This window comes from Kitasatospora sp. NPDC005856 (assembly GCF_040629945.1).
Taxonomy (GTDB): domain Bacteria; phylum Actinomycetota; class Actinomycetes; order Streptomycetales; family Streptomycetaceae; genus Kitasatospora.
This window is the reverse complement of the sequence record NZ_JBEXWT010000010.1, coordinates 124,767-149,717: the sequence shown is the minus strand read 5'-3', so window position 1 is coordinate 149,717 and position 24,951 is coordinate 124,767. Positions and strand designations below refer to the sequence as shown.

The following is a 24,951-nucleotide window of genomic DNA, read 5'->3' as shown; positions in this document are numbered from 1 at the left end:
TCGGGACGGTCACTCCGATACCCAGCGCCTCACGGATCCGGGCCACCAGGCGGATCGCGTCGAAGGAGTTGCCGACCAGAAGGAAGAAGTCGTCGAGGATCCCCATGTCGGGCGCGGCAAGCACGTCGGCGAACAAGGAGGCCACGAGTTTCCCGGTGTCGGGGAGCACGATTACGGCCTTCGCAGCATGGACGGTAGGCTAGGCCCTCACGTCAGTCGTATGGACTCCGTCTCTCACGGGCGAGAGTCTCAGTGAGCGAGGGTTGTTCCGTGGGCTCTGTCATCAAGAAGCGTCGCAAGCGTATGGCCAAGAAGAAGCACCGCAAGCTTCTGAAGCGCACGAGGGTCCAGCGTCGCAACAAGAAGTAACGCCTGAGCCTGCGCCTCGGCCCCGCCTCCGCGGGGGTCACCCGCGGACTCGCGTACGGCGGCGCAGGAAGAACTCAGCGGCCCCGCCCTCGCGGGGTTTCAGGCGTTCCACCGCCCGTCCAGTCCCCCGTGGCCTGGGCGGGCGGTGTCGTTTCACGGCCCGGTGGGGCGGCGCGGTACGGTGCACCCAGGCCGCTCGGGCCGACGAAACGGGGGCAGCACCATGGGCGTGGTCGTGCTCGTCACCGGCGTGGCACGCCATCTCGGTGCCCGCTTCGTCGCCGAGGTGCGCCGCCGGCCGGGCGTGGACCTGGTGGTCGGCGTGGACGTGCAGCCGCCCCGGCTGCCGCCCGAGGAGCAGGCCGGTCCGGCCGCCCCGTACCGCTTCCACCAGCTCGACCTGCGCCGCCCGGCGCTCTCCCGGGTGCTCGCCGAGCACCGGGTGGACACCGTGGTGCACCTCAGTGTCAGCGCCACCGGCCTGGGCTCCACCAACCGCTCCGCGGTGAAGGAGTCCAACGTGATCGGCACCATGCAGCTGCTCGGCGCCTGCCAGAAGGCCCCCGGGGTGCGCCGGCTGGTGGTGAAGTCCACCACCGGCGTCTACGGGTCCGCGCCCCGCGACCCGGCGGTGTTCAGCGAGCGGATGCAGCCCAAGGACCCGCCCGGCGGCGGCTTCGCCAAGGACGCGGCGGAGGTCGAGGCCTATGCGCGCGGCTTCGCCCGGCGCCGCCCGGACGTCGCGGTGACGGTGCTGCGCTTCGCCAACATCGTCGGCCCGAACGCGGACACCCCGCTCAGCGAGTACTTCGCCCTTCCCGTGCTGCCGACCGTCCTCGGCTACGATCCGCGGCTGCAGTTCGTGCACGAGGACGACGCCGTCGCGGTGCTCTGCCGGGCCGCCGACGAACCCGCGCCGGGCACGGTCAACACCGGGACCTTCAACGTGGCGGGGGAGGGCGTCCTGCTGCTCTCCCAGTGTGCCCGCCGGCTCGGCCGGCCCACCCTGCCGCTGCTGCTGCCCGCAGTCAGCTGGATGGCCGTACTGGCCCGGCAGACCCGCCTGGTCGACGTCTCGCCCGAGCAGCTGCGCCTGCTCACCCACGGCCGGGTGGTGGACACCACGAGGCTGCGCGACACCTTCGGCTACCGTCCGGCGTTCAGCACCCCGGAAGCCTTCGCCGACTTCGCCGCCGCCCGGGGGCCGGGTCTGCTGCCGCCCGAGCGGCTGGCCACCGTCGCGGACCGGCTGACCGCCCTGCTCGGCCCGGAAGGGGCCGCCCCCGCGGGGCCGGACACCGGACCAGCCGCCGTACCGAACCGCCCCCGCCGACCGAGGAGCTGAACCCGCGATGAGTGCCGCAGCCGAGAACGCGCCGGGCGAGGCCAAGGTCATCCCGATCGAGTCCGCTCCCAGCTGGAGCTCACCCGAAGGGCCGAAGCTGGCCGACCGGTTCGCCGAGGCCGTCGGCGGGGCGCTGGCCGGACCGCTCGGCCCGGCCGCGACCCGGCTGTTCGGCAAGGGCTGGGAGGGCCGCGCCGCCGAGGGGCTGGCCTTCCTGCGCCGCAGGGTGACCGGCGACTACGAGGTGGACGAGTTCGGCTTCGACCGGGAGCTCACCGAGGAGGTGCTGCTCTCGCTGCTCCGTCCGCTGGCCGAGAAGTACTTCCGGATCGATGTCCAGGGCGTGGAGAACATCCCGGCCGAGGGCGGCGCGCTGATCGTCGCCAACCACTCCGGCACGATCCCGCTGGACGCCCTGATGACCCAGGTGGTCATCCACGACCACCACCCCGCCCGGCGGCACCTGCGGATGCTCGCCGCCGACCTGGTCTTCGTGCTGCCCGGCATCAACGAACTGGCCCGCAAGGCCGGCCACACCCTGGCCTGCAACGAGGACGCCCAGGCGCTGCTGGAGCGCGGCGAGGTCGTCGGGGTCTGGCCGGAGGGCTTCAAGGGCATCGGCAAGCCGTTCTCCGAGCGCTACAAGCTCCAGCGCTTCGGCCGCGGCGGCTTCGTCGCCTCGGCGCTGCGGGCCCGGGTGCCGATCGTGCCCTGCTCGATCGTCGGCGCCGAGGAGACCTACCCGATGATCGGCAACGTGAAGACGCTGGCCCGGCTGCTGGGCCTGCCGTACGTGCCGATCACCCCGACCTTCCCGTGGCTGGGCCCGCTCGGGGTGCTGCCGCTGCCGACCAAGTGGACGATCCGCTTCGGCGAGCCGATCGCCACCGACGCCTACCCGGCGGAGGCGGCGGACGACCCGATGCTGGTCTTCGACCTGGCCGACGAGGTGCGCGAGACCATCCAGCACACCCTCTACCAGCTGCTGGTGCAGCGGCGTTCGGTGTTCTTCTGAGTTCTTCCGAGTTCGCCTGAGTTGGCCTGAGTTCTTCTGACGGTGTTCCTCCGCCGTGTCCGGGTTCCTCCGGGGCCCCGGGGCACGGCGGAGGAACCCGGACACGGCGAGGGCCCGGCGGATATCGCACTCCGCCGGGCCCTCACCGCCCTGCCGTCAGCCGCCCAGGATGCGCAGCCCGGGCAACAGGTCCGGCAGCAGCGGCGGCACCTCGACGCCCTGCGGCTGGGCCGCGTTAGGGGCGCCGGGCGTGGCCTGCTGCGGTGCCTGTGCCGGGGCCGCGTCGGCGCTCGGCGAGGGCTTGGTGCCGGTCAGCCCGCTGGTGAGGCCGCCGACCAGGTCGTTGACGGCGTCGGGGGCGCTGCTGGGCAGGGTGTCCGGCAGGACGCCGGCCTTGCCGCCGGTGCCGGAGGCGCCGGAGCCGGGGTTGGCCGGGGCGTGTTCGGTGGCGCCGGGGCGGTTGCCGGCGGAGCCCGGGAGCTGGTCGGTGCCGGCCGTGGTGCCGGAGCCGGCCGCGGGGGAGCCGGCCGGGGAGCCACCGGTCGAGTGGGACGAGCCGTCGCCCGCTCCGGAGCCGGCCGCGCCACCGTTCTGAGCGGTGGGCAGGACCAGGCGCAGGGGCGCGACGTCCTCGCTTATGTCGTCGAAGAGGCGGTTCACCAGGTCGGCCTGCCGGGTGAGCTGGACGGGCAGCCGGCCCTGCAGCTCGCTCCACCGGCCGTCCTCGTCGTGGGCGAAGCCGGCCAGTGCCCGCATCGGGTCGAGCGAGCCGTTGCTGCGGTAGACCGAGCGCAGCAGCTCGCGGCCCCTGAGGGCGTCGGCGTGCATGTCGTCCAGGGCGCGGCGGACCTGGTCGACGGTGGCCGGGCTGAGGGCGCCGGCCGGGTCGGTACGGCCGACCAGGGTCTTGGCCTCGCCGAGCCGGGTGGCCGCGTTGTCGAGCAGCAGTTCGCCGCGTTCGGAGTCCGAGTCGGCGAAGTCGAGCCGGAGCCCTTCCAGTCCGCGCTTGAGGCCGTACAGCGTGTCCCCGGGGAGGGCGTTGGCGCTGGCCGCGGCGGCGCCGGTCAGGCTGCCGACGGCGAGCCCGGCGACCAGCCCGCCGATCGCGAACCGGCGGCTCCAGCGGCCGCGCGGCGCCGTCCGGATCGCCCGGTGGCGGCGCTGGCGGGGCACCGGGGTGCCCGTTCCGCCGGCGAAGGCCTGCTCGAACGCGGCCATCAGCTGGGCGCGTTGGACCGTGCGGACCTCCCGGTCCAGCACCGGCCCGGGCAGCGCCCCCAGCGCGTCGGTCAGACCGACCAGTTCGGCCATCGCGACCGGAACCGCGCCGGTGGCGGCGGCGTTGTCCGATTCGGCGTTGGCCGCAGCGCGTTGCTCTGCCTGGTGGGCCTCCAGCGCCTCGGCGAAGGCCTTCGCCCGCCGGTGCTCCAGCACGTTTGCCGTCACGGGCCACACCTCCCTTCGTCGTTGTCGACACCCTGGCCTGCCGGACGGTTGCCCTGGCTGGCCAAAGCCACTCCATCGGGTGATAGGCCGCAATTCGACTTGACCGTACGCCTGGTGGGGGCTTGCACGCTGGCCAACGAGCGGTGCGGGCGGTCGGTTACGCACGGCTGATCATCGGACCGACCGTTCACCCTGACGTGTCGGCCGGGCGCCGAAGGTGACGGCCGGCCGTGCCGTATGGCGCCGGTGCCGTCGTCGGCGCGGCTCATCGCGCGTCGGGCGGGAGCAGCCGGGCCAGGGTGCGGACGGCGCGGTACTGGAGGGTCTTGATGGCGCCCTCGTTCTTGCCCATGATCCGGGCCGTCTCGGCGACCGAGAGCCCCTGCAGGAAGCGCAGGGTGACGCACTCCTGCTGCTGCGGGTTGAGCCGCCGCACCGCGTCCAGCAGGGCGGCGTTGGAGAGCGACTCCAGCACCGACTCCTCCGGGCTGCGCTCGCACTCGTTGGAGTCGAGCATCTCGCCGGTGGTGACCTCCAGCCGGAAGCGGCTGGACTTGAAGTGGTCGGCGACCAGGTTGCGGGCGATGGTGACCAGCCAGGCGCCGAAGTCCCGGCCCTGCCAGGTGAAGGTGCCGATCCGGCGCAGGGCGCGCAGGAAGGTCTCGCTGGTGAGGTCCTCGGCGGTGGCCCGGCTGCCGACCCGGTAGTAGATGTAGCGGTAGACGGTGTCGGCGTAGTGGTCGTAGAGCCGGCCGAAGGCCTCGCTCTCGCCGGCCTGGGCCCGCTCGACCAGCTCCATGATCGGGTTGTGCTCGGTCTCGTAGCCGGGGTTGGGCGCCGTCCTGGTGCGGCCCCGGCCGGTGCCGGCGCTGCCGGTGCGGCCGCGCGAGCCGGTGCCGGCCGCACCGGCGGCGGTGGTGCGCAGTGCCGGGCCGGGCTGCCGGGGCTGGACGAACGATCCTCCAGCCGGAGCGAGTTGGGGCGGGGCGGCGAACTGGCTGTGGAGCAGGGTGCGCAGCAGGGTCAGGCCGGTGGAGATCTGCCGCTCGGTGGTCGGCCGGTCGCGCAGGCCGGTGCGGGGGCGCAGGGGCGCGGACGACGGGCGGGAGGGTGCAGGCGCGTCGTTCCGGACGGGTGGGTACACGGGACTCCCAGAGGCAGAACTGTGGACGGATCACCTCCGCCTGCGCGGAGAGCACTCCCCGAAGCGTCCGTTCGAGCGGGACGCGTGGGGACGTGCATCCAGGAGAGAATAACGCTTTGTGCAATGACAGCTACACCGTGTGGTCGAAGTGGTCGTTTGGGATCCATTTGTTGTGCAGATTCGGCTGACACTGACCGGAGCTGTCATCGTTCATCCGGCTCAACGTGATCGAACAGGCGCTCAGGGTGACCAATTCGGCGGCCCGAGGGGCGGTTTCCCAGTCTTGGGGCTCGGCAATCCCCGACTTTCCCGGCCTGGCGAACGATCAGAACCGGTCACTGGGCGACAAGTTCGCACAGTCGGGTCGGACTGCCGTGCGGCGAGGGTGAGTTCGCCCGTAAGAGGGGCCAGGTCAGAGGCCCTGTTGACGCCCGTTCACCCGCTGGGGCGAGCCCGCCCGGACGGTCTCCCGGCGGTCTCCGCGGGGTCTCCGGGCACGCTCCGTACGGCGCTCGCATGCGCTCCGTGCGGCCTCCGGGAGCCCCCGGCCCCCGGTGCGGGACGTTCAGGCGCGGCGCCGGCGCCGGTGCAGCGCCACCCCGGCCGCGGCCGCGCCGGCCAGCACCCCGAGTGCGGCCGCGGCCGGCAGCCCCACCCGGGCCGCCTTGCGCCCGGTCCGGAAGTCCCGCACCCGCCAGCCCTGGGCCCGGGCGTGGCGCCGCAGCGCGCCGTCCGGGTTCACCACGTACGGGTGGCCGACCAGGGACAGCATCGGGATGTCGTTGGCCGAGTCGCTGTAGGCGGCGCAGCGGTCGAGGTCGAGGCGTTCGCGCCGGGCCAGCGCGCGGACGGCGGCGGCCTTGGCCGGGCCGTGCAGGAGGTCGCCGACCAGCCGGCCGGTGTACAGGCCGTCCCGGGCCTCGGCGACGGTGCCCAGCGCGCCGGTCATGCCGAGCCGCCGGGCGATGATCCGGGCCACCTCCAGCGGGGCGGCGGTGACCAGCCAGACCCGCTGGCCGGCGTCCAGGTGCATCTGGACCAGGGCGCGGGTGCCGGGCCAGATCTTGTCCGCCACGACGTCCTCGAAGATCTCCTCGCAGATCGCCTCCAGGTCGGCGGTGGGCTTGCCGGCCACGATGCCGAGGGCGGACTGCTTGGCGTCCGAGATGTGGTCCGGGTCCTCGGCGCCGTGCAGCCGGAACCAGGCCTGCTGCCAGGCGAAGCGGGCGATGTCGCGGCGGGTGAGGAAGCCGCGGCGGTAGAGGCCGACACCGAGGTAGAAGATCGCGGCGCCGCGCAGGATGGTGTTGTCGCAGTCGAAGAAGGCGGCGGCGCGGGGATCGTCCGGGTCCGGGGTGTGGTTCTCGGCCGGGGCCCTGGGGGCCTTGCCGGGCTTGGCCGCGGCCGACGCGTCCGGCTCGTTGCCGTCTCCCGGCCCGGGCTCGGCCCGCAGTGCGGCCTCGGCGGCCGCGGCCGCGGCTTCGCCGGCCAGGGCGCTCCGCTCGCTGCTGGAACGTCTTGCCTGGGTGAGCCTTCTGAGCACGGCCATGTCACCGAGGATAGCCAGCCGGGCGTGCGGTGACCGTGACGCAGCCGTGCCCGCGAGGTGAACAGCTCCACCGGGTGCCGGCCGCCCCGGGACGGTCGGTACCCGGTGGAGAATGGGGAGGTGAGCCCACTGCTGCGACGTAAGAGCCCCAAGCCCGCGGACCGGACCGTGACCCTGGTCGGCAAGCCGGGCTGCCACCTGTGCGACGAGGCCCGCGAGGTGATCCTGCGGGTGACGGGCGAGCTGGGCGCGTCCTTCGAGGAGCGGGACATCACCCAGGACGAGGAGCTGTACCGCCGCTACTGGGAGCAGATTCCGGTCACCCTGATCGACGGTCGCCAGCACGACTTCTGGCGGGTCGACGAGCGCCGTCTGCGCACCGCCCTCGGCGGCTGAGCGGGGCCTGACCGGGCGTTCGTCCGTACACCGACCCCCCGCCGATCGGCGGGGGCGGTTCGCCGAATCGTTGCCGAAGACACGCCGTTCCGGCGTGGGGCGGGGCGGGTTGGTCGGCTTACGATCGAACGCGTTTGCGCCCGTGGGGGGCTGAGCACACGAGGAGTGCGCCATGCTTCCCGGTCCTGTCCCCGGGGCGTCCGGAGCCCCGGAGTCCCGGACGGAGCCCCGGACGGACCCCCGGGGCTTCGCCGTGGTGGACGTGGAGGCGACCGGCCGCAGCCCGTGGCGGCACCGGGTGGTCGAGGTGGCGGTGGTGCTGCTCGACGAGCGGCTGCGCCCCGAGGGGGAGTTCGCCACCCTGCTGGATCCGCTCGGACCGGTCGGCCCGACCCATGTGCACCGGATACGCCAGTGCGACGTCGAGGGTGCCCCGCGGTTCCGGGAGATCGCCCCGCGGTTGCTGGAGCTGCTGGCCGGCCGGGTGCTGGTCGGTCATCACGTCAGCTGCGACCACGCCTTCCTGGATCGCGAGTTCGCCCGGATCGGGGTGCCGCTGCCGCCCGTCCCGCTGCTGTGCACGATGCGGCTGGCCCGCGCCCATCTGCCGCAGGCCCGCGGCCAGGGCCTGGCGGCCTGCGCGGAGGCGGCGGGCCTCGGCTGGTACCCGGCGCACACCGCGCTGGGCGACGCCCGGGTGACCGCCGAGCTGCTGCGGCACTGCCTGGGAGCCCCGTCCTGCCCGCCGGACGACTGGGCCGGCCCGCTGCGCGAGGCTGCCCGGCTGCCCTGGCCGCGGCTGGGCCGGGCCCGCTCCCGCCCGTCCGGCGCCGCCGTTCCGCTGCTGCGCTGGGAGGCTCCGTACGGCCCGTGGCTGCCAGGCTCGCGGGCCCCGGAGGTCGTGCTGACCCGGGCCGGTGCTATGCGTTCGACGGCGTGATGCGCATCACTGTGCGGGGACAAAACGGACACCATCTTTGTGCACACGTTCACAAACGCATAGCCTGGCTGCCAAAGCCCAGCTTCACCCACAGGAGCACCGTGGCAATCGGCCGATCACCACAGAGCAGTTCGCAGACGCCCGACCAGGGCGCCGCGCGCCGACCCTCGCGTGCCCGGGGCATCCCGGAGGCGACCGTCGCGCGCCTTCCCCTCTACCTGCGGGCCCTCACCGCGCTCTCCGAGCGCTCGGTGCCGACCGTCTCCTCCGAGGAGCTGGCCGCCGCGGCCGGCGTGAACTCGGCGAAGCTGCGCAAGGACTTCTCCTACCTCGGCTCCTACGGCACCCGCGGCGTCGGCTACGACGTCGAGTACCTCGTCTACCAGATCTCCCGCGAGCTCGGTCTGACCCAGGACTGGCCGGTCGTCATCGTCGGCATCGGGAACCTCGGCCACGCGCTCGCCAACTACGGCGGGTTCGCCTCCCGCGGTTTCCGGGTAGCCGCCCTGTTGGACGCCGACCCCAACGTGGTCGGTTCCACCGCGGCCGGACTGCCGGTGCGGCACATGGACGAACTGGAGTCGATCGTCGAGAGCCAGCACGTCTCCATCGGCGTGATCACCACGCCGCCGGGCGCCGCCCAGCAGGTGTGCGACCGGCTGGTCGAGGCGGGCGTCACGAGCATCCTGAACTTCGCCCCGACCGTGCTGGCCGTCCCGGACGGTGTGGACGTGCGCAAGGTGGACCTCTCCATCGAGCTGCAGATCCTCGCCTTCCACGAGCAGCGCAAGGCCGGCGAGGAGCCGGACGACCGCGCCGAGTCGGTGCTGGACCGCGCCCCCGGTCCGGTCCGGGCGGCCGCGGCCAAGCTGCGCCGCGCGGCCGGCGGCAGCGGCAAGGGCCGCGGCACCGCCGAGCCGGCGGCCAAGGACCAGGCGGAGCAGGCCAAGGAAAAGTCCGCCAAGGGCGGCGACGGGGATCTCTCCGCGGTGATGCCCGCATGAACACCGAGAGCTGTGAGGGGCGGGCATGAGCCTTCTCGTCGTAGGGCTGAGCCATCGCACGGCCCCCGTCGGGGTGCTGGAACGCGCCGCGCTGACGGGTGACGTACCGACCCGGCTGCTGCACGACGCGGCCGCCACCGCGACGGTCGGCGAGGCCGCGCTGCTGAACACCTGCAACCGGATCGAGCTGTACGCGGACGTGGACAAGTTCCACGCCGGCGTCGCCGAGCTGTCGCTGCTGCTGGCCCACCACAGCGGGGTGGACCTGGAGGAGCTGACCTCCCACCTGTACGTCCACTACGAGGACCGCGCCGTCCACCACCTCTTCTCGGTGGCCTGCGGCCTGGACTCGATGGTCGTCGGCGAGGGCCAGATCCTCGGCCAGCTGCGCGACTCGCTGGCCAAGGCCCAGGAGGAGCACACCGCCGGGCGCGGCCTGAACGAGCTGTTCCAGCAGGCCCTGCGGGTCGGCAAGCGCGCGCACAGCGAGACCGGCATCGACAAGGCCGGCCAGTCGCTGGTCACCTTCGGCCTGGAGCAGGTCGCGGCGGGCGCGGGCGAGATCGCCGGCAAGCGCGCGCTGGTGGTCGGCGCCGGCTCGATGAGCTCGCTGGCCGCCGCCACCCTGGTCCGCTCCGGCGTGACCGACCTGCTGATCGCCAACCGGACCCCGGCCCGCGCCGAGCGGCTGGTCGAGATCCTCGGCCCGGACGTGGCCGGCGTCCTGGACCTCGCCAAGGTGCCGGAGGCGCTCGCCGAGGTGGACCTGGTGATCTCCTGCACCGGCGCGGCCGGCGTGGTGATCAAGGCCGAGGACGTGGCCGCCGCGGTCGCCTCCCGACGGGACACTCAGAGGCTCCGCCACGGGGCGCCCGAGCCGCTCGCCCTGCTCGACCTGGCCATGCCGCGCGACGTCGACCACGCCGTGCACGAGCTGCCCGGCGCCCTGCTGGTCGACCTGGAGAGCCTCTCCCACGCGCACGCCGCCAGCCCCGGCGCCGGCGACGTCGACCAGGTCACCCGGATCGTCTCCGACGAGGTGACCGCCTTCGGCGCCGCCCAGCGGGCCGCCCGGATCGCGCCGACCGTGGTCGCGCTGCGCTCGATGGCCTCCGACGTGGTCGCCGCCGAGCTCGGCCGGCTGGACTCCCGGCTGCCCGACCTGGACGAGCGCTCGCGCGCCGAGATCGCCCAGACCGTCCGCCGCGTCGTCGACAAGCTGCTGCACGCCCCGACCGTCCGGGTGAAGCAGCTGGCCGCCGAGCCCGGCGGCGCCTCCTACGCGGAGGCGCTGCGCGAACTGTTCGACCTCGACCCGGCGGCCGTGCACGCCGTGTCGGGCACGCCCCTCGGCGGCGCGCCCCAGCCCTCGGCCGGGGGCACCAGATGAACCGTCAGCCATCCCACGAGTACCACCGGGACGATCACCTCATGAATGGTCAACCGATCACGGAGCAGCCCTCGGCCACCGCGGCCCTGCGGCTCGGCACCCGGCGCAGCGCCCTCGCCATGGCGCAGTCGGGCATGGTGGCCCGCGAGGTGACCAGGGTCACCGGGTGCCCCGTCGAGCTGGTCGAGATCACCACCTACGGCGACACCTCCCGGGAGTCGCTGGCGCAGATCGGCGGCACCGGCGTGTTCGTCTCCGCGCTGCGCGACGCGCTGCTGGAGGGCCGGATCGACTTCGCCGTGCACTCGCTCAAGGACCTGCCCACCGCCGCCCCCGAGGGGCTGGCGCTGGCCGCCGTCCCCGAGCGCGAGGACGTCCGGGACGCCCTGGTGGCGACCGAGGGCCTGGCCCTGGACGAGCTGGTGGAGAAGCTGGCCGGCGCCGGCCGCCCGGCCCGGATCGGCACCGGCTCCCCCCGCCGGATGGCGCAGCTGAACGCCTGGGCCCGGGCCCGCGGCGCCCAGCTGGAGACCGTCGCGATCCGCGGCAACGTGGACACCCGGATCGGCTTCGTGGCCGGCGGCGAGCTGGACGCGGTGGTGCTGGCGACGGCGGGCCTGAACCGGCTCGGCCGCAGCGCCGAGATATCCCAGCACCTCGACACCGAGGTGATGATCCCGGCCCCCGGCCAGGGTGCGCTCGCGATCGAGTGCGCCGCCGCCGACACCGGGCTGACCGCCGCGCTCGCGGCCCTGGACCACGCCCCCACCCGGGTCGCCGTGGCCGCCGAGCGCGCCCTGCTGGCCACCCTGGAGGCCGGTTGCTCGGCGCCGGTGGCCGCGCTGGCCACCTGGGGCCGGGAGAACGAACTGCGGCTGGACGGCGTGGTCGGCGACCCCGACGGAACCGCCCTGCTGAAGATGTCCGCCGACGGTCCGATCGTCCTCGACGAGACCGCCGAGCAGCGGGCGGCGGCCCTCGGCCGCGCGCTGGCTGACCGGCTGCTCGCCGCGGGCGCGGCCGCCCTGATGGGGGAGCGAGCCCGATGAGCCCCACCGCCGCCACCGACGCCCTGTTCCCGGTGGGACAGCCCGCCACCGGACGGTGCACCTTCCTGGGCGCGGGCCCCGGGGACCCGGGTCTGCTGACCCTGCGCGCGGTCGAGGTGCTGTCCACCGCCGACGTGCTCGTCGCCGACCCGCTGACCGCCGCCGCCGTGCGCAGCCACTGTCCGGCCGGCGTGCAGGTGCACGCCCCGGTCGCCGAGGGCACCGACTTCGACCTGGCCAAGCTGGTCGCCGAGGCCGTCCGCTCCGGCAAGCACGTGGTCCGCACCGTCGACGGCGACCCCGGCCTGGACGGCTGCGCCGCCGAGGAGATGCTCAGCTGCGCGGGCGACGGGATCCCGTTCGAGGTGATCCCGGGCGTCGCCCAGTCGGTCGGCGTCCCGGCGTACGCGGGTGTCCCGCTGCGCGCCGGTTCCGGCACCGACGTGCGCTTCGTGGACGGTGCCGCGCTGCTGGCCGGCGGCCCGGTGGACCTGGGCGTGCCGGAGACCACCCTGGTGGTCCGCACCACCCTGGGTCAGCTGCCCGCCACCGCGGCCGCCCTGGTCGCGGGCGGCCGCAAGCCGGAGTCGGCGCTGAGCGCCACGCTCTCCGGCACCACCACCCGCCAGCGGACCTTCACCTCCACCCTGGCCGGCATCGCGGCCGACCTGAAGGCCGCCCGGGTGCTGCCCTCGCCGGTCTCCGCCCCGGTCGACCCGGCCACCTCGGTGATAGCCGTGGTGGGCGAGCAGGTCGCCCACCGGGCCTCGCACTCGTGGTTCGAGACCAAGCCGCTGTTCGGCTGGAACGTCCTCGTGCCGCGCACCAAGGAGCAGGCCACCGGCCTGTCCGAGCAGCTGCGCTCGTACGGCGCGGTGCCGCAGGAGGTGCCGACCATCGCGGTCGAGCCGCCGCGCACCCCGCAGCAGATGGAGCGGGCCATCAAGGGCCTGGTCACCGGCCGCTACGAGTGGATCGCCTTCACCTCGGTGAACGCGGTGCGCGCCGTCCGGGAGAAGTTCGAGGAGTACGGCCTGGACGCCCGCGCGTTCGCCGGGATCAAGGTCGCGGCGGTCGGCGAGACCACCGCGCAGGCCCTGGTGGACTTCGGCGTGAAGCCGGACCTGGTGCCCTCGGGCGAGCAGTCCGCGGCCGGGCTGCTGGAGGACTGGCCGCCGTACGACCCGGTCTTCGACCCGATCGACCGGGTGCTGCTGCCGCGCGCCGACATCGCCACCGAGACCCTGGTGGCCGGCCTGGTCGAGCTGGGCTGGGAGGTCGACGACGTGACGGCGTACCGGACGGTGCGCGCCTCGCCGCCGCCGGCCGAGACCCGCGAGGCGATCAAGGGCGGCGGTTTCGACGCGGTGCTGTTCACCTCGTCCTCGACCGTCCGGAACCTGGTCGGCATCGCGGGCAAGCCGCACAACGTGACCGTCATCGCCTGCATCGGCCCGGCCACCGCCAAGACCGCCGAGGAGCACGGCCTGCGGGTCGACGTGATGGCCCCGGCACCGTCGGCGGCCGCGCTGGCCCAGGCGCTGGCAGACTTCGGGGCCAAGCGCCGCGACACCGCGACGGCCGCCGGTGAGCCGGTCTACCGGCCCAGCGAGCGCCGTCCGGGCTCGCGCCGCAAGGCCCGCTGACACCCCTCGTGGCCGGGGGCGGCCGACCGTCGCCCCCGGCACTGCTCAACCGTTCGGAGAGAGAAGCCATGTCCGCTGAATTCCCGTACGTACGCCCGCGCCGGCTGCGCCGGAGCCCGGCGATGCGCCGCCTGGTGGCCGAGACCCGGCTGCACCCGGCGGAGCTGATCCTGCCGCTGTTCGTCCGCGAGGGCGTCAGCGAGCCCGTGCCGGTGACGTCGATGCCGGGCGTGGTCCAGCACACCCGGGACACCCTGCGCAAGGCCGCGGTCGAGGCGGCCGAGGCGGGCCTGGGCGGCCTCATGCTGTTCGGCGTCCCGGAGGTGCAGGACGCGACCGGCAGCGAGGGCACCAACCCGGACGGCATCCTCCAGCAGGCGATCCGGGACGTGGTCTCCGAGGTCGGCGACTCCCTGGTGGTCATGTCGGACCTCTGCCTGGACGAGTACACCGACCACGGCCACTGCGGCGTGCTGGCCGCCGACGGCAGCGTCGACAACGACGCCACCCTGGAGCGCTACGCCGAGATGGCCCGGGTGCAGGCCGACGCCGGCGTCCACCTGGTCGGCCCGTCCGGCATGATGGACGGCCAGATCGGCGTGATCCGGCGGGCGCTGGACGAGGCCGGGCACCAGGACGTGGGCATCCTCGCCTACACCGCCAAGTACGCCTCGGCCTTCTTCGGGCCGTTCCGGGAGGCCGTCGGCTCCTCGCTCAAGGGCGACCGCAAGAGCTACCAGCAGGACCCGGCCAACGCCCGCGAGTCGCTGCGCGAGCTGGCGCAGGACATCGCCGAGGGCGCGGACATGGTGATGGTGAAGCCGGCCATGGCCTACCTGGACATCGTGCGCCAGGTCGCCGACGCCTCCCCGGTGCCGGTCTCCGCGTACCAGGTGTCCGGCGAGTACGCGATGGTCGAGGCGGCCGCCGCGAACGGCTGGATCGACCGGGAGTGGATGATCATGGAGACGCTCACCTCGATCCGCCGCGCGGGCGCCGAGCAGATCCTCACCTACTGGGCCCTGGACGCCGCCGCGATGCTCGACTAGCGGCCCCCGCACGACGGAAGGCCGGGCCGACCCCTTCGGGGGACGGCCCGGCCTTCCGGGTTTCCGCTAGATGCTCACGTCGCCGGCGTGCGCGAAGCCCGCGCCGCCGCCGGCCAGGTCGGTGGAGGTGGCGACGATGTCGCCGAAGCCGCCGGCGGCGGTGTCGCCGGCGTGGGCGACGCCGAAGACCTCGGCAGCCAGGAACGGGTGGTCGGCGGTGGCGACGAACTCGCCGCCGCCGATCGCGCCGACGTGGGCGAAGGCCGGGGTGGCGGCACCGGCGAGCGCCAGTGCGGCGGCGGCGGTCAGGGCGGCCTTGGCCAGCTTGCTCTTCATGGAACTGCCCTCTCTCTGGGAGCGCCCCCGCGGGCGCTCTGACACGTGATCACAACCGGCGGTCCTGATCGGCGATCCACGCGCCGGACCGGCCCGCCGCTCACCCGTCCGGACCGCGCTGCGGCGCGGCCGGCCGGACACCTCGTCCGCACAGCCCGGAGGGCCCGGGGAGGTGTTCCTCCCCGGGCCCTCCGACCGTGCTGTGCCCCTTGATCAGCCGATCAGGTGCGAGACACCGCCGTCGCCCGAGGACTGGGTGTTCTGGCCGACGTTGCAGATCTGCTTCGGCTGGTTGTTCAGGACCGGGACCTCGATCGGCACCGCGAGGCCGACGAGGGCGCCGACGGCCACGTTGTGGATCTCCGGCAGGCAGATGTTCGGGTTGTCCAGAACGTGGTTGTTCGGGCTGCCGTCGCCGTAGGTGCCGGTGTGGTTGGTGCCGCCGTTGCCCTGGACGGAGGTGGCGGAGCCGTCCGAGTCGACGATGGCGGAGGCCGAGCCGGCGGACATCGCGAGAGCCGCGGCGGCCAGGCCGACGGCGGCGAGGGACTTCTTGATCATTTCTGGTCTTCCTCTCGGGGTGAATCGGGGGGCGATTCGTAGGCGGAACTGAGGGTGGTGCAGGGAGAACGGAGCGACGACCTGTCAGCCGATCAGCCGATCAGGTGGGACACGCCGCCGTCGCCCTGGCTCTGGGTGCCCTGGCCGACGGTGCAGTACTGCCTGCCGCCGTTGTTGGCGATCGGGACCTCGACCGGAACGGCCAGACCGGCCACGGCGACCGCGATGTTGTGGATCTCCGGCAGGCAGATGTTCGGGTTGTCCAGGAAGTGGAAGTTCGGGCTGTTGTTCCCGACCGTGCCCGTGAAGTTGGTACCGCCGTTGCCCTCGATCGAGGCGGCGGCGCCGTCCGCGTCACCGATGGCGGAGGCGGGCGCGGCGGCACCGGCCAGCGCGGCGACGGCCAGGCCGGCGGCGGCGAAGGACTTCTGGATCATGGCGAGATCCCTCTCTGAAATGCTCTTTGGATTCCGTGCGTACAACGCTGAGAACGCTCAGACCCGGTCTGCAGTCACTGACGTCCAGATCAAAGAACGACGGCACGGAAGGTTACGGGGATTCTTGAAAAGAGTCGCGGAGGCGCGACGGCGAAGGGAATCCGATCGGATTATTACTCCGAACCGGTTAACCGCCGCAATCCGTACTCCCGGTCACTCGTTGAGCAGATCGCTTTCCGGCTGCGGCCCCCGCAGCCCTTCCCAGTGATCTCCAGTACGGACGGCAGAACGGTGAAAAGCATGAAGCTCTCCAAGAGGGCCGGCACGATGCTGCTGGCGGTCGGTGCCGGTGTGCTCGCCTCCCAGGGAGCGGCCGCCGCCGCCCCGATCGGCCCCGACCAGGTCGGCGCCCTGGAGGACGCGCTGGCCACCCAGCAGGTCCCGGCGGACATCCCGCTCGCCCCGCTGGGCAGCCGCCTCACGGCCGGCATCCCGACCTCCCCGCTGATGCCGCCGGTGCCCGGCCCGACCACCAGCGCCGGCGGCGAGCTGATCCCGGAGCGGATCCTGCCCCAGCTGAGCACCGGCAAGGTCGGCCCGAGCGCCAAGGCCGACCTCCCGCTCCCGCTGGTCGACCAGGGCGCCGACCTCGGCAAGGTGCTGCTGGACGCCCCGGCCGCGCCGCTGCACGCCAAGACCCCCGGCCTCACCCTCGGCAAGCCGCTCTCGCTCGCCCGGGACGGCGCCGGCCAGCTCGCCGGCGGGCGGCTGAAGGTGGACGAGATCGACCCGCGGCTGATCTCCGGCGCGGTGCAGGTCGTCCCCGGGGCCAAGGCCAGCCTCGGCGGCGAGGACAGCCGGCTCTCCCTCACCGACGCGGCGGGCGCCCTGGCCGGGACCACCACCGGGATGACCACCGGTGTGGTGCGGCAGACCGGCCTGACCGACCTCACCCGGCTCTAGCGGCTCCGGCAGACCTCCGGTACGAGAGCCCGGCACGACGAGAGCCCGGCACCCCGGCCGCGCGGCGGGATGCCGGGCTCTCGTCGTGCCCGGGGGCTCAGCCCGGCAGGAGGCCGGTCAGCCCGCCGACCAGCGGGAGGTCCTTGAGGCCGCCGCCCGCGCTGAGCGGGCCGGTCAGCGTCCCGGTGCCGACCGAGGGCAGGCCCTGGTCCGGCTGGAGGACCGCACCGTTGTTGAGGAAGTCGGCCGAGGAGTTCGCCCACGGGTCCAGCCGCAGACTCTTGATCGGCGCGATGCCGTACCCGAGGCCGGTGGTCGTCCCGCCCAGCGCCTGGCCGAGGTCGGTCTTGGTCAGCGTGGCCGGGCCGGCCGGGGCCTCGCCCGGGGCGGTGGCGGCCTGCGCCGAACCGACGCCGAGCAGCACCGCGGCACCCGTGGCGGCGGCCAGGGCGGCCGCGCTCTTCTTCGAAACCATCGTGATCACCCTTCGGTGGATCGGGGGTCCCGGACGGCTGTCCGGGGACGCCGAACTGCCCCCCGGCCGACTGGTCGGGGGGCAGGACGGCCGGAACTCGTGCCGATCGGGGATCAGCAGTCCTCCTCGTGCTGCGGGGGCAGCTCCACGTTGGCGCAGGCGTTGCCGAACGCCGGGTTCAGCAGGCCGACGAGGTTGATGCTGTTGCCGCACAGGTTGATCGGGATGTCGAGCGGCACCTGGATCTGGTTGCCGGAGATGACGCCGGGGGAGCCGGCCGCGACACCCTCGGCCGTCGAGTTGGCGGCGGCGGAGCCGGCCACGCCCAGCACCAGGCCGGCAGCGGCGGCGGAGAGGACGGCGGCCTTCTTCAAGTTCTGCATGGGGATTGATCTCCTCGATCACACACGGGGGGAGCGTGCCGCGTCCCGGTACTGCGGGGCGCGGCACGGGCTCGGGTGAATCAGCGGTCGCCGACGTGGCGAGCGCCGATTCAGCCGATGTTGGCGCACTCGTTGCCGAACGCCGGGTTCAGCAGGGCGATGATGTTGATGGTGTTGCCGCACAGGTTGATCGGCAGGTGGATCGGCACCTGGATCTGGTTGCCCGAGAGCACGCCGGGCGAGCCGGCGGCGACGCCCTCGGCGCCCGCGCTGGCGAACGCACCGCCGGCGGAGCCGAGCACCAGGCCGCTGGCGGCGAGGGAGAGGGCGGCGGCCTTCTTGATGTTGCGCATGTCATTCCTCCGATTTCTGCCCCGACGGAAGGGAAATGTCGGGAGTCGGGCGAGCACGAAATACTCACCCGCCGGCTTCAGGAATTGCCGTGATTTTCACTCGGTCGGCGCATGTCCGCGTGTTCCGCCCATGGCTCGGGCGTGGTCGCGACTGCCGGGTCGCGGTGCCTCTCGACAACGATTCCCGCACGGCCGGGAAAGGCTCGGACAAAGGCGCGACCAGGTGGAATTCAGGTCTGGCGTTCCGGCACGGGTTGCCGGACGCCGGGTTCGGGAGGCCCGCCGCGTGGGGGCCGTGGAGACCGGGTTCCGTGAGGGAGAACGAGGCACCGCGCAGGGGGAAACGGCCCGACCCCTCGATCACCCGAATGCCCGGGTCCGCGGCGCCGTTGGGCCGGATGGGTGACAGTGCCGGGAGCGTCGCAACCGGTCCGGTGGGGTCTCGTTCTAGATGTCGCACTCCCCGTGCATATCTGTCGAACAGTCAGGAGGCTCGTATGAGCATCAAGAAGACCGCCGCCGTCGGCGCGGCCGTGGTGGGCATCGTGGCCACCGGCGCCGGTTCCGCGATGGCCAGCTCCGGCGCCCAGGGCGTCGCCGCCGGTTCCCCCGGTGTCGTCTCGGGCAACCAGATCCAGATCCCGGTGCACGTTCCGGTCAACGTCTGCGGCAACACCATCGACATCGTCGGCCTGCTGAACCCGGCGTTCGGCAACAAGTGCGCCAACGTGGGCTGAGCCCGCGCCCGGTTCGGCCGGTGCGAGCCGCCGTTCCGCGCCTCCCTCCTGGGGCGCGGGGCGGCGGCTCTTTCACGTGCCGGGAACGTGCCGGGAACATGCCGGGCCGTCAGTTCCCGGCGGTGTCACGAGTCTTGTTGTGTTACTCGTCAGTTCCTAGAATGCGAGACCTGCTCACCTTTCCTGCCCCTCTCTTGCTCCGCACCGCTCGGCTCCCCGCCAGAGCGGTCCCCCACCCCCGCAAGGAGTCGCGTGTGATCAGGTCACCACTGTCGGCGGCGCGGCGGACGCGTACGGGAGCGTCCCGGTGCGCCGCACTGTTCGCCACCGGAGCCCTCGTCGCCACGCTCGGCCTGGTCGGCGCCCCCGCCGCCCTGGCCGACCCCGCCCCGGCCGCGCCCGCGGCCACCCGTCCGGCCGCGATCGTCGCCCTCGGCGACAGCGCCATCTCCGGGGAGGGCGCCGGCACCGACACCAACGACGGTTACTTCCCCGAGACGGACAGCCCCACCAACTACTGCCACCGCCACCCCAAGTCGGAGATCTTCGTCACCGACATCCCCGGGGTCACCCCGATCGACCTCGCCTGCTCCGGCGCCCAGACCGGCGACCTGGTCAGCGACCCGGAACTGGCCAGGATCACCGGACCCGGCAGCGGCGACTTCGGCGAGCCCAAGCAGGACGTCAAGCTGGCCGACACGGCGGCCAGGTACGACGTCAAGATGGTCGTCGTCACCATCGGCGCCAACGACGACTTCGACTTCAGCGGGGTCATGATGCACTGCCTGGCGCAGTACTTCCCGATCCCCAAGGACCAGGGCTGCCGGGACACCATCGGCAGCGACGAGATCCGCCGGCGCGCCAAGGGCGTCCAGCCCAAGGTGGTCGCCGCGCTCCAGAACATCCGTCAGACCATGCGCAGGGCCGGCTACGCCGACTCCTCGTACCAGCTGGTCTACCAGTCGTACTTCAACCCGATCACCCCGGACATCCGGCGCAACGACTACCTCGGCAAGATCGCCGACGGCTGCCCGGCCTTCCCCGAGGACCTCGCCTGGGGCCACAACTGGGTGGTGCCGACCTTCAGCGACGCGCTGCGCGGCGCGGCCGAGCAGGTGCCCGGCGTCCGCTACCTGGACCAGCGGCGGGTCGCCTTCGGACACGAGGTCTGCGCGGAGTGGACGTCCTCCCCGTACGAGTACACCAACGGGGACGTCATCAACCTCTCCGAGTGGGTGCGCAACGGCTGCGACTCGCAGATCGGCATCCCCGGGCTGTGCACCAACATGATCCGCCAGTCGTACCACCTGCGGGTGGCCGGCTACCACGCGGAGGGCGTCTGCCTCGGCCAGTTCTACGCCCGGCCCGAGCTGGAGCAGGCGTACTGCACGCTCAACCAGCAGAACGCCAACTCGATCCAGCCGCTCACACCCGGACGGCCGTTCGGGGACGTCCCCGAGGACGGCGCCTGGTACCAGCTGACCAACGCCGCGAGCGGCAACGTGCTCGACCTCAGCGGCGGCGGCAGCTACGGCGACTCCACCAACGGCCGGCCCGCGATCACCTATCCGGCCACCGGCGGGCTCAACCAGTCCTTCGTCCTGGAGGCCAAGGCCGGCGGCAGCTACGAGCTCGACTTCAGCGGCAACCGGAACATGTGCCTGGACGCCAACGCCGCCTCCACCGCTCCCGGCACCCGGATCCAGCAGTGGGGCTGCAACGGCGGCGGCAACCAGCACTGGGTGTTCGAGCCGGCCGGCGACGGCCGCTACAAGATCGCCGACTCCCAGGACCAGGCCAAGGTCCTGGCCGCCGGCAGCACCCTCGACGCCAAGGGCAACCCGTACGTCGAACTCGCCGCCGACACCGGCGCCGCCAACCAGCTCTGGCAGCTCACCAAGCTCGGCATCGTCTACGTCCAGGGCTGATCCACCCCGCACGCTCCCGGGCCGCCGCCGCCCCGACCGGGCGGCGGCGGTCGCGCTCACCGGGTACGGTGCCCCCACCGGCGGGGCGGCCGCGGCCGCCCCGCACTCCCCGGCGCGAGGGCCCGGTGGACGGCGCTCGGCGGGGGTCCGGGGGCGCCAGGGACCGTCGGTTCGGGGGCGTGCCGTAGGCTCACGGGAAAATCGTTGCGCCGGAGCCGCGCGGACACGAGCGGGGCGGGGAGTACCCAGACCAGATGAGCACGGCATCGAGCACTGAGTCGTCCAGTAGCCAGTCCGGAGCGCCGGGGGTGCCCGGGCAGGCAGCGGCCCCGGTCCCCGAGGAACGGACCGGCCGCGAGCCCGGCCGGTTCGGGGCGCTGGTGGACCGCTTCGGGCCCGCGTTGGGCGCCTACGCGGTGGTCAAGGCCATCGGCCTGACCGTCTTCATGCTGCTGCTCTCGCACACCGGCGACTACCTGAAGAAGCAGCCGGGCCGCGGCGGTGGCGCCAACGCCTGGGACGTGCTGGGCAGCTGGGACGGCGTCTGGTACCAGCGGATCGCCGAGAACGGGTACGACCCGCAGCTGATCCCGCTGCACGGTTTCCCGCTGGCCACCTACTACGAGAACTCGGCCGCCTTCTTCCCGCTCTACCCCTGGCTGATGCGGCTGGTCGGCGCGGTCACCGGACTCGGCCCGTACGGCTCCGGGATCGTCGTCTCGGTGCTGGCCTCGCTGGTCGCCGCGGCCGGGATCTTCGCGGTCGCCGAGCGGCTCGGCGGCTTCCGGGCGGGCGTGATCGCGGCGGTGCTCTGGGGCCTGTTCCCGGGCTCCGGCGTGGAGTGGGCGGTCTACTCGGACTCGCTGTTCGTCGCCCTGTCCGCCTGGGCCTGCTACTGCGTGATGACCCGCAACTGGCTCGCGGCCGGCCTGCTGGCGCTGGTGGCGGGCCTCAACCGGCCGACCGCCGCCGCGATCATCGCCGCGGTCTCGATCGCCGCGCTGGTCGCGCTGGTCCGCCGCACCGACGGGGTGGCCCGTCCGCTGACCGCGATGCTGATCACCCCCTGGGGCATGATCGGCTACATCGCCTGGGTCGGCTGGAAGATGGGCGACTGGGGCGGCTACTTCAAGCTCCAGCGGGGAGCGTGGAACCGCTACTTCGACGGCGGCGCCTCCACCCTGCGCACGATCATGGACGTGATCACCGGCCACTGGGTGTTCTGGCAGTCCAACCCCGTCCCGGACCTGATCGCGATCGGTCTGCTGATCGCCCTGCCCGGGCTGCTGGTGCTGCTCTGGCGCACCCGGCCGCCGTTGGTGCTGTGGGTCTACACCGCGCTCATCATGTTCACCGCGCTGAGCAGCAACCAGATCTTCGGCAACATCTCGCGCTACCTGCTGCCCGCCTTCCCGCTCTGCATCGGCCTGGCGATGGTGCTGCGCCGGGTGCGGACCTCCTCGCTGGCCGGGCTGCTGGCGATGCCGGTCCTCGCGGCGGGCTGGTACGGCGGCTATGCGCTGTTCGAGTTGGGCATCCCGTAGACCCCGCGGTGGTTGGCTACGGGATCATCCGGAGGCAGACGGGCCGTTGCTAACCTCGGACGCATGACGACGACCCCGCCGCCCGTGCGCCAGATCCGCGACATCTCCGGGCTGATGGACCACGCGAGCCACGTGCTGGCCACCCGGATGGCGGCCGCCTTCACCGAGCTCGGGATCACCCCGCGCGCCTACGGCGTGCTGTTCCACGCCCAGGAGGCCGAGCGCACCCAGATCCAGCTGGCCGAGCTGGCGGACCTGGACAAGACGACCATGGTGGTCACGGTCGACGAGCTGGAGAAGGCGGGCCTGGCCGAGCGCCGCCCGTCCGCGACCGACCGGCGGGCCCGGATCGTCTCGGTCACCGAGGCGGGTGAGCTGGCCGTGCTGCGGGGCACCGCGATCGCCGACCGGGTGCACCGCGAACTGCTGGAGGCGCTGCCGCAGCCCGAGCGCGAGGTCTTCGTCTCGGCCCTGACCCGCCTGGTGGACGGCCACCTCGCGGAGCCGGTCGAGGTCGAGCGCACCGTCCGCCGCGCCCGCCGCTCCCGGGGCTGACCGGACCGGGCGGCGGGAGCCGACGATCGGTCAACTCGCCCCGCCCCGACCTTTGTCCGAATTCCGCGCGGGGTTTCGGCGTTACGGCCAGACCAGGCAGTACAGCTGGTGCCCGGCCTCGTGCAGCCGGTTGGCGAAGTCCTGCCACTCGTGCAGCATGCTGTAGATCACGAACGCGTCCCGCGGCCCGCGCCGGTCCGGCACGGTGGACCAGATGAAGGCGGCGGCGCCGAGCTCCGTCTCGTCGGCCTTGCGCAGCGGCTCGACGACGTTGTGGGGGAGCTGGACGACGGCGTAGTCGGGGTGCAGCACGACCAGCTCCAGCGGCGGCACCTGGTGCAGCGGCACGCCCTGGATGCCGGTGAGCACCATGGCGCTCATCGTCTCCGGCTTGATCTTGGTGGAGAGGTGGCCGGTGGGGGAGCCGCTGGTCTCCATCAGGTCGCCGAGCCGCCCCAGCGAGCCGAGCTCGCCGGCGTCGAGGCCGAGTCCGCCCGGGCCGAGGGCGGTGGGGACTCTGGCGGCGGTCGCGCGGTCCGGGGCTCCGAAGTACTTGTAGGTCACCCCCACGCGTCCCTCACCCCGCCTCTCGCCGCCGCGACGACCACGACCCGTACCCGCTCCCGTACCCCCGCGTGCGGCCTCGGCGGGCCGGCGGGAGCCCCCCGCGGCCTCGTCGTAGCCGTCCTGCGCCTCGGACACTCGGACCATCCTCACCGGAATTCGCCGGAATCGACAGACCCCCGCACATCCGGCGCCCACCGGACGTGCTCCTTACCCGTCATGCGCCGCCGTACCCACTCGCGGTACGCGGCAGTCCTCTTTACACCCCTGCACACAAACCGGAACGCCTGTGCACGCTGTGTGCACAGTCTGACTGGTCCCCGGTCCGGTGCAGTCAGCGGCCCCTGCTGTACGGACAACCGTACAGACAACGGTGCCCGGATCATCGTTCCAGATGATCGGGTCGGACATGCAGAGCGTGAGGACACGATTTGAGACCATGTCTTTTGTGAGCTACCCCTACGAAGCCCCCCAGTCCCAGTCGCTGTTCGACCGCGCCTCCGTGGTGACGCCCGGCGGCGTCAACTCCCCGGTGCGCGCCTTCCGCGCGGTCGGCGGCACGCCGCGCTTCATGGTGTCCGGCACCGGCCCCTACCTCACCGACGCCGACGGCCGCGAGTACGTCGACCTGGTGTGCTCGTGGGGTCCGATGATCCTCGGCCACGCGCACCCCGCGGTGATCGACGCCGTCCAGCGGGCCGTCTCCAAGGGCACCTCCTTCGGCACCCCCGGCCAGGGCGAGGTCGAGCTGGCCGAGGAGATCGTCGGCCGGGTCGCCCCGGTCGAGCAGGTCCGCCTGGTCTCCTCCGGCACCGAGGCCACCATGTCCGCGATCCGGCTGGCCCGCGGCTTCACCGGCCGGGCGAAGGTGGTCAAGTTCGCCGGCTGCTACCACGGTCACGTGGACGCGTTGCTGGCCGCCGCCGGTTCCGGCGTCGCCACCTTCGGCCTGCCGGACACCCCGGGCGTCACCGGCGCCCAGGCCGGCGACACCATCGTGCTCCCGTACAACGACCTGGCCGCCGTCGAGCGGGCCTTCGCCGCCCACCCGGGCGAGATCGCCTGCGTGATCACCGAGGCCTCGCCCGGCAACATGGGCGTCGTCCCGCCGCTGCCCGGCTTCAACGGCGGCCTGGCCCGGCTCTGCCGGGAGAACGGCGCGCTGTTCATCTCCGACGAGGTGATGACCGGCTTCCGCGTCTCCAAGGCCGGCTGGTACGGCCTGGAGGCGGCGAACGAGGGCTGGGCGCCGGACCTGCTGACCTTCGGCAAGGTCATGGGCGGCGGCTTCCCGGCCGCGGCCTTCGGCGGCCGCGCGGACGTGATGGCGCACCTGGCCCCGGCCGGCCCGGTCTACCAGGCGGGCACCCTGTCCGGGAACCCGATCGCCACCGCGGCCGGCCTGGCCCAGCTGCGCGGCTGCACCGACGAGGTGTACGCGACGGTGGACAAGGTCTCCGCCGAGATCTCCGGCCTGGTCGCCGACGCGCTCACCAAGGAGGGCGTGGCGCACCGGCTGCAGACCGCCGGGAACATGTTCTCGGTGTTCTTCACCGAGGCCCCGGTCACCGACTACGACGAGGCCAGGACCCAGGAGGCGTACCGTTTCACCGCCTTCTTCCACGCGATGCTGGCCGAGGGCGTCTACCTGCCGCCGTCCGCCTTCGAGTCCTGGTTCGTCTCGGCGGCCCACGACGAGCGGGCGATCGAGCGGATCGCCGCCGCGCTGCCGGCCGCCGCGCGCGCCGCTGCCGCCGCCACGGCCTGACCCGT

At 73.2% G+C, this 24,951-nt stretch carries 27 protein-coding genes; 16 read left to right on the top strand and 11 right to left on the bottom strand.

The features are described from left to right. Positions 1-145: phosphopantetheine-binding protein (locus ABZ449_RS09260; protein WP_360342713.1), on the bottom strand; the 145-nt coding region annotated here is incomplete at its 3' end. A gap of 125 nt (positions 146-270) precedes the next feature. Here ABZ449_RS09260 and ABZ449_RS09255 point away from each other — a divergent pair. The 3 genes from ABZ449_RS09255 (at position 271) to ABZ449_RS09245 (ending at position 2,729) form a co-directional block, all read left to right on the top strand. Beyond that, complete coding sequence (locus tag ABZ449_RS09255) at positions 271-369, top strand: AURKAIP1/COX24 domain-containing protein (RefSeq protein ID WP_003948845.1); 99 nt, start codon at positions 271-273, stop codon at positions 367-369. Positions 370-592: 223 nt separating this feature from the next. Continuing rightward, entirely contained in the window at positions 593-1,714 is a 1,122-nt protein-coding gene (locus ABZ449_RS09250; protein WP_360342680.1) for an NAD-dependent epimerase/dehydratase family protein, read from the top strand. A gap of 7 nt (positions 1,715-1,721) precedes the next feature. After that, a complete protein-coding gene (locus ABZ449_RS09245; RefSeq protein WP_360342677.1) occupies positions 1,722-2,729 on the top strand; it encodes a lysophospholipid acyltransferase family protein in 1,008 nt (335 codons plus the stop codon). 156 nt (positions 2,730-2,885) lie between these two features. Here ABZ449_RS09245 and ABZ449_RS09240 read toward each other — a convergent pair whose 3' ends face one another. The 3 genes from ABZ449_RS09240 to ABZ449_RS09230 all read right to left on the bottom strand — a co-directional run bounded on the left by ABZ449_RS09240 (position 2,886) and on the right by ABZ449_RS09230 (position 6,868). Next, the gene (locus ABZ449_RS09240) at positions 2,886-4,175 is read right to left on the bottom strand and encodes a DUF5667 domain-containing protein (protein ID WP_360342674.1); all 1,290 of its coding nucleotides are present in this window, start codon (positions 4,173-4,175) and stop codon (positions 2,886-2,888) included. Positions 4,176-4,440: 265 nt separating this feature from the next. Then, complete coding sequence (locus ABZ449_RS09235) at positions 4,441-5,214, bottom strand: ECF subfamily RNA polymerase sigma factor, BldN family (protein WP_360342710.1); 774 nt, start codon at positions 5,212-5,214, stop codon at positions 4,441-4,443. A 670-nt stretch (positions 5,215-5,884) separates the two neighbouring features. Beyond that, positions 5,885-6,868 carry an HAD-IB family hydrolase gene (locus ABZ449_RS09230; RefSeq protein ID WP_360342671.1) on the bottom strand — a complete coding sequence of 328 codons (984 nt, stop codon included), beginning with the start codon at positions 6,866-6,868 and terminating at the stop codon, positions 5,885-5,887. A 120-nt stretch (positions 6,869-6,988) separates the two neighbouring features. Here ABZ449_RS09230 and ABZ449_RS09225 point away from each other — a divergent pair, with 120 nt between their 5' ends. The 7 genes from ABZ449_RS09225 to hemB all read left to right on the top strand — a co-directional run bounded on the left by ABZ449_RS09225 (position 6,989) and on the right by hemB (position 14,342). Next, positions 6,989-7,264 carry a glutaredoxin family protein gene (locus ABZ449_RS09225; protein ID WP_359823607.1) on the top strand — a complete coding sequence of 92 codons (276 nt, stop codon included), beginning with the start codon at positions 6,989-6,991 and terminating at the stop codon, positions 7,262-7,264. A gap of 172 nt (positions 7,265-7,436) precedes the next feature. After that, positions 7,437-8,204 carry a 3'-5' exonuclease gene (locus ABZ449_RS09220; RefSeq protein WP_360342668.1) on the top strand — a complete coding sequence of 256 codons (768 nt, stop codon included), beginning with the start codon at positions 7,437-7,439 and terminating at the stop codon, positions 8,202-8,204. Between the two features lie 101 nt (positions 8,205-8,305). Then, positions 8,306-9,208: a redox-sensing transcriptional repressor Rex gene (locus ABZ449_RS09215; protein ID WP_360342665.1), complete on the top strand. Its 903-nt coding sequence runs from the start codon at positions 8,306-8,308 to the stop codon at positions 9,206-9,208. Between the two features lie 25 nt (positions 9,209-9,233). Continuing rightward, the gene (locus ABZ449_RS09210; RefSeq protein WP_360342662.1) at positions 9,234-10,598 is read left to right on the top strand and encodes a glutamyl-tRNA reductase; all 1,365 of its coding nucleotides are present in this window, start codon (positions 9,234-9,236) and stop codon (positions 10,596-10,598) included. Between the two features lie 41 nt (positions 10,599-10,639). Beyond that, on the top strand, positions 10,640-11,647 hold the full coding sequence (gene hemC, locus ABZ449_RS09205) for a hydroxymethylbilane synthase (protein WP_360342659.1): 1,008 nt from the start codon (positions 10,640-10,642) through the stop codon (positions 11,645-11,647). Further along, a complete protein-coding gene (locus tag ABZ449_RS09200) occupies positions 11,644-13,293 on the top strand; it encodes a uroporphyrinogen-III synthase (RefSeq protein WP_360342656.1) in 1,650 nt (549 codons plus the stop codon). The genes hemC and ABZ449_RS09200 overlap by 4 nt, the downstream gene beginning before the upstream one ends. Positions 13,294-13,361: 68 nt before the next feature. Beyond that, a complete protein-coding gene (gene hemB, locus ABZ449_RS09195; RefSeq protein ID WP_360342653.1) occupies positions 13,362-14,342 on the top strand; it encodes a porphobilinogen synthase in 981 nt (326 codons plus the stop codon). A gap of 66 nt (positions 14,343-14,408) precedes the next feature. On the opposite strand, the gene ABZ449_RS09190 is transcribed toward hemB, so the two are convergent. The 3 genes from ABZ449_RS09190 to ABZ449_RS09180 form a co-directional block, all read right to left on the bottom strand. Then, positions 14,409-14,678 carry a hypothetical protein gene (locus ABZ449_RS09190; protein ID WP_360342650.1) on the bottom strand — a complete coding sequence of 90 codons (270 nt, stop codon included), beginning with the start codon at positions 14,676-14,678 and terminating at the stop codon, positions 14,409-14,411. Between the two features lie 213 nt (positions 14,679-14,891). Next, positions 14,892-15,239, bottom strand: a complete 348-nt coding sequence (locus ABZ449_RS09185; RefSeq protein ID WP_360342647.1) for a rodlet layer protein — start codon at positions 15,237-15,239, stop codon at positions 14,892-14,894. 92 nt (positions 15,240-15,331) lie between these two features. Next, positions 15,332-15,676 carry a rodlet layer protein gene (locus ABZ449_RS09180; RefSeq protein WP_360342644.1) on the bottom strand — a complete coding sequence of 115 codons (345 nt, stop codon included), beginning with the start codon at positions 15,674-15,676 and terminating at the stop codon, positions 15,332-15,334. A gap of 300 nt (positions 15,677-15,976) precedes the next feature. On the opposite strand from ABZ449_RS09180, the gene ABZ449_RS09175 reads away from it, so the two are divergent. Next, complete coding sequence (locus tag ABZ449_RS09175; RefSeq protein WP_360342641.1) at positions 15,977-16,639, top strand: hypothetical protein; 663 nt, start codon at positions 15,977-15,979, stop codon at positions 16,637-16,639. A gap of 97 nt (positions 16,640-16,736) precedes the next feature. On the opposite strand, the gene ABZ449_RS09170 is transcribed toward ABZ449_RS09175, so the two are convergent. The 3 genes from ABZ449_RS09170 to ABZ449_RS09160 all read right to left on the bottom strand — a co-directional run bounded on the left by ABZ449_RS09170 (position 16,737) and on the right by ABZ449_RS09160 (position 17,850). After that, positions 16,737-17,114: a hypothetical protein gene (locus ABZ449_RS09170; protein ID WP_360342638.1), complete on the bottom strand. Its 378-nt coding sequence runs from the start codon at positions 17,112-17,114 to the stop codon at positions 16,737-16,739. A gap of 113 nt (positions 17,115-17,227) precedes the next feature. Further along, positions 17,228-17,497 (bottom strand): chaplin, encoded by a 270-nt coding sequence (locus ABZ449_RS09165; protein WP_360342635.1) that lies wholly within the window; start codon positions 17,495-17,497, stop codon positions 17,228-17,230. Between the two features lie 110 nt (positions 17,498-17,607). Continuing rightward, complete coding sequence (locus tag ABZ449_RS09160) at positions 17,608-17,850, bottom strand: chaplin (protein ID WP_360342632.1); 243 nt, start codon at positions 17,848-17,850, stop codon at positions 17,608-17,610. Between the two features lie 497 nt (positions 17,851-18,347). Between ABZ449_RS09160 and ABZ449_RS09155 the strand changes: the two genes are divergently transcribed. The 4 genes from ABZ449_RS09155 to ABZ449_RS09140 all read left to right on the top strand — a co-directional run bounded on the left by ABZ449_RS09155 (position 18,348) and on the right by ABZ449_RS09140 (position 22,614). After that, positions 18,348-18,587, top strand: coding sequence for a chaplin (locus ABZ449_RS09155; RefSeq protein WP_360342629.1), 240 nt, complete (start codon positions 18,348-18,350; stop codon positions 18,585-18,587). Positions 18,588-18,841: 254 nt separating this feature from the next. Continuing rightward, on the top strand, positions 18,842-20,515 hold the full coding sequence (locus ABZ449_RS09150; protein ID WP_360342626.1) for an RICIN domain-containing protein: 1,674 nt from the start codon (positions 18,842-18,844) through the stop codon (positions 20,513-20,515). Between the two features lie 308 nt (positions 20,516-20,823). Next, the gene (locus ABZ449_RS09145; protein WP_360342623.1) at positions 20,824-22,059 is read left to right on the top strand and encodes a glycosyltransferase family 39 protein; all 1,236 of its coding nucleotides are present in this window, start codon (positions 20,824-20,826) and stop codon (positions 22,057-22,059) included. 63 nt (positions 22,060-22,122) lie between these two features. Continuing rightward, positions 22,123-22,614, top strand: coding sequence for a MarR family winged helix-turn-helix transcriptional regulator (locus ABZ449_RS09140; RefSeq protein WP_360342620.1), 492 nt, complete (start codon positions 22,123-22,125; stop codon positions 22,612-22,614). An 81-nt stretch (positions 22,615-22,695) separates the two neighbouring features. On the opposite strand, the gene ABZ449_RS09135 is transcribed toward ABZ449_RS09140, so the two are convergent. After that, positions 22,696-23,184 carry a hypothetical protein gene (locus ABZ449_RS09135; RefSeq protein ID WP_030055696.1) on the bottom strand — a complete coding sequence of 163 codons (489 nt, stop codon included), beginning with the start codon at positions 23,182-23,184 and terminating at the stop codon, positions 22,696-22,698. Positions 23,185-23,617: 433 nt separating this feature from the next. Between ABZ449_RS09135 and hemL the strand changes: the two genes are divergently transcribed. Beyond that, a complete protein-coding gene (gene hemL, locus ABZ449_RS09130) occupies positions 23,618-24,946 on the top strand; it encodes a glutamate-1-semialdehyde 2,1-aminomutase (protein ID WP_360342616.1) in 1,329 nt (442 codons plus the stop codon). The last annotated feature ends 5 nt before the right edge of the window (positions 24,947-24,951 follow it).

Excerpts from the sequence above, each read along its gene's own strand:
- ABZ449_RS09250 (WP_360342680.1), top strand. The coding sequence starts at position 593 with ATGGGCGTGGTCGTGCTCGTCACCGGCGTGGCACGCCATCTCGGTGCC.
- ABZ449_RS09245 (WP_360342677.1), top strand. The coding sequence starts at position 1,722 with ATGAGTGCCGCAGCCGAGAACGCGCCGGGCGAGGCCAAGGTCATCCCG.
- ABZ449_RS09230 (WP_360342671.1), bottom strand. The coding sequence starts at position 6,868 with ATGGCCGTGCTCAGAAGGCTCACCCAGGCAAGACGTTCCAGCAGCGAG.
- ABZ449_RS09220 (WP_360342668.1), top strand. The coding sequence starts at position 7,437 with ATGCTTCCCGGTCCTGTCCCCGGGGCGTCCGGAGCCCCGGAGTCCCGG.
- ABZ449_RS09210 (WP_360342662.1), top strand. The coding sequence starts at position 9,234 with ATGAGCCTTCTCGTCGTAGGGCTGAGCCATCGCACGGCCCCCGTCGGG.
- hemC (WP_360342659.1), top strand. The coding sequence starts at position 10,640 with ATGAATGGTCAACCGATCACGGAGCAGCCCTCGGCCACCGCGGCCCTG.
- ABZ449_RS09200 (WP_360342656.1), top strand. The coding sequence starts at position 11,644 with ATGAGCCCCACCGCCGCCACCGACGCCCTGTTCCCGGTGGGACAGCCC.
- hemB (WP_360342653.1), top strand. The coding sequence starts at position 13,362 with ATGTCCGCTGAATTCCCGTACGTACGCCCGCGCCGGCTGCGCCGGAGC.
- ABZ449_RS09190 (WP_360342650.1), bottom strand. The coding sequence starts at position 14,678 with ATGAAGAGCAAGCTGGCCAAGGCCGCCCTGACCGCCGCCGCCGCACTG.
- ABZ449_RS09185 (WP_360342647.1), bottom strand. The coding sequence starts at position 15,239 with ATGATCAAGAAGTCCCTCGCCGCCGTCGGCCTGGCCGCCGCGGCTCTC.
- ABZ449_RS09180 (WP_360342644.1), bottom strand. The coding sequence starts at position 15,676 with ATGATCCAGAAGTCCTTCGCCGCCGCCGGCCTGGCCGTCGCCGCGCTG.
- ABZ449_RS09175 (WP_360342641.1), top strand. The coding sequence starts at position 15,977 with ATGAAGCTCTCCAAGAGGGCCGGCACGATGCTGCTGGCGGTCGGTGCC.
- ABZ449_RS09170 (WP_360342638.1), bottom strand. The coding sequence starts at position 17,114 with ATGGTTTCGAAGAAGAGCGCGGCCGCCCTGGCCGCCGCCACGGGTGCC.
- ABZ449_RS09165 (WP_360342635.1), bottom strand. The coding sequence starts at position 17,497 with ATGCAGAACTTGAAGAAGGCCGCCGTCCTCTCCGCCGCCGCTGCCGGC.
- ABZ449_RS09160 (WP_360342632.1), bottom strand. The coding sequence starts at position 17,850 with ATGCGCAACATCAAGAAGGCCGCCGCCCTCTCCCTCGCCGCCAGCGGC.
- ABZ449_RS09155 (WP_360342629.1), top strand. The coding sequence starts at position 18,348 with ATGAGCATCAAGAAGACCGCCGCCGTCGGCGCGGCCGTGGTGGGCATC.
- ABZ449_RS09140 (WP_360342620.1), top strand. The coding sequence starts at position 22,123 with ATGACGACGACCCCGCCGCCCGTGCGCCAGATCCGCGACATCTCCGGG.
- hemL (WP_360342616.1), top strand. The coding sequence starts at position 23,618 with ATGTCTTTTGTGAGCTACCCCTACGAAGCCCCCCAGTCCCAGTCGCTG.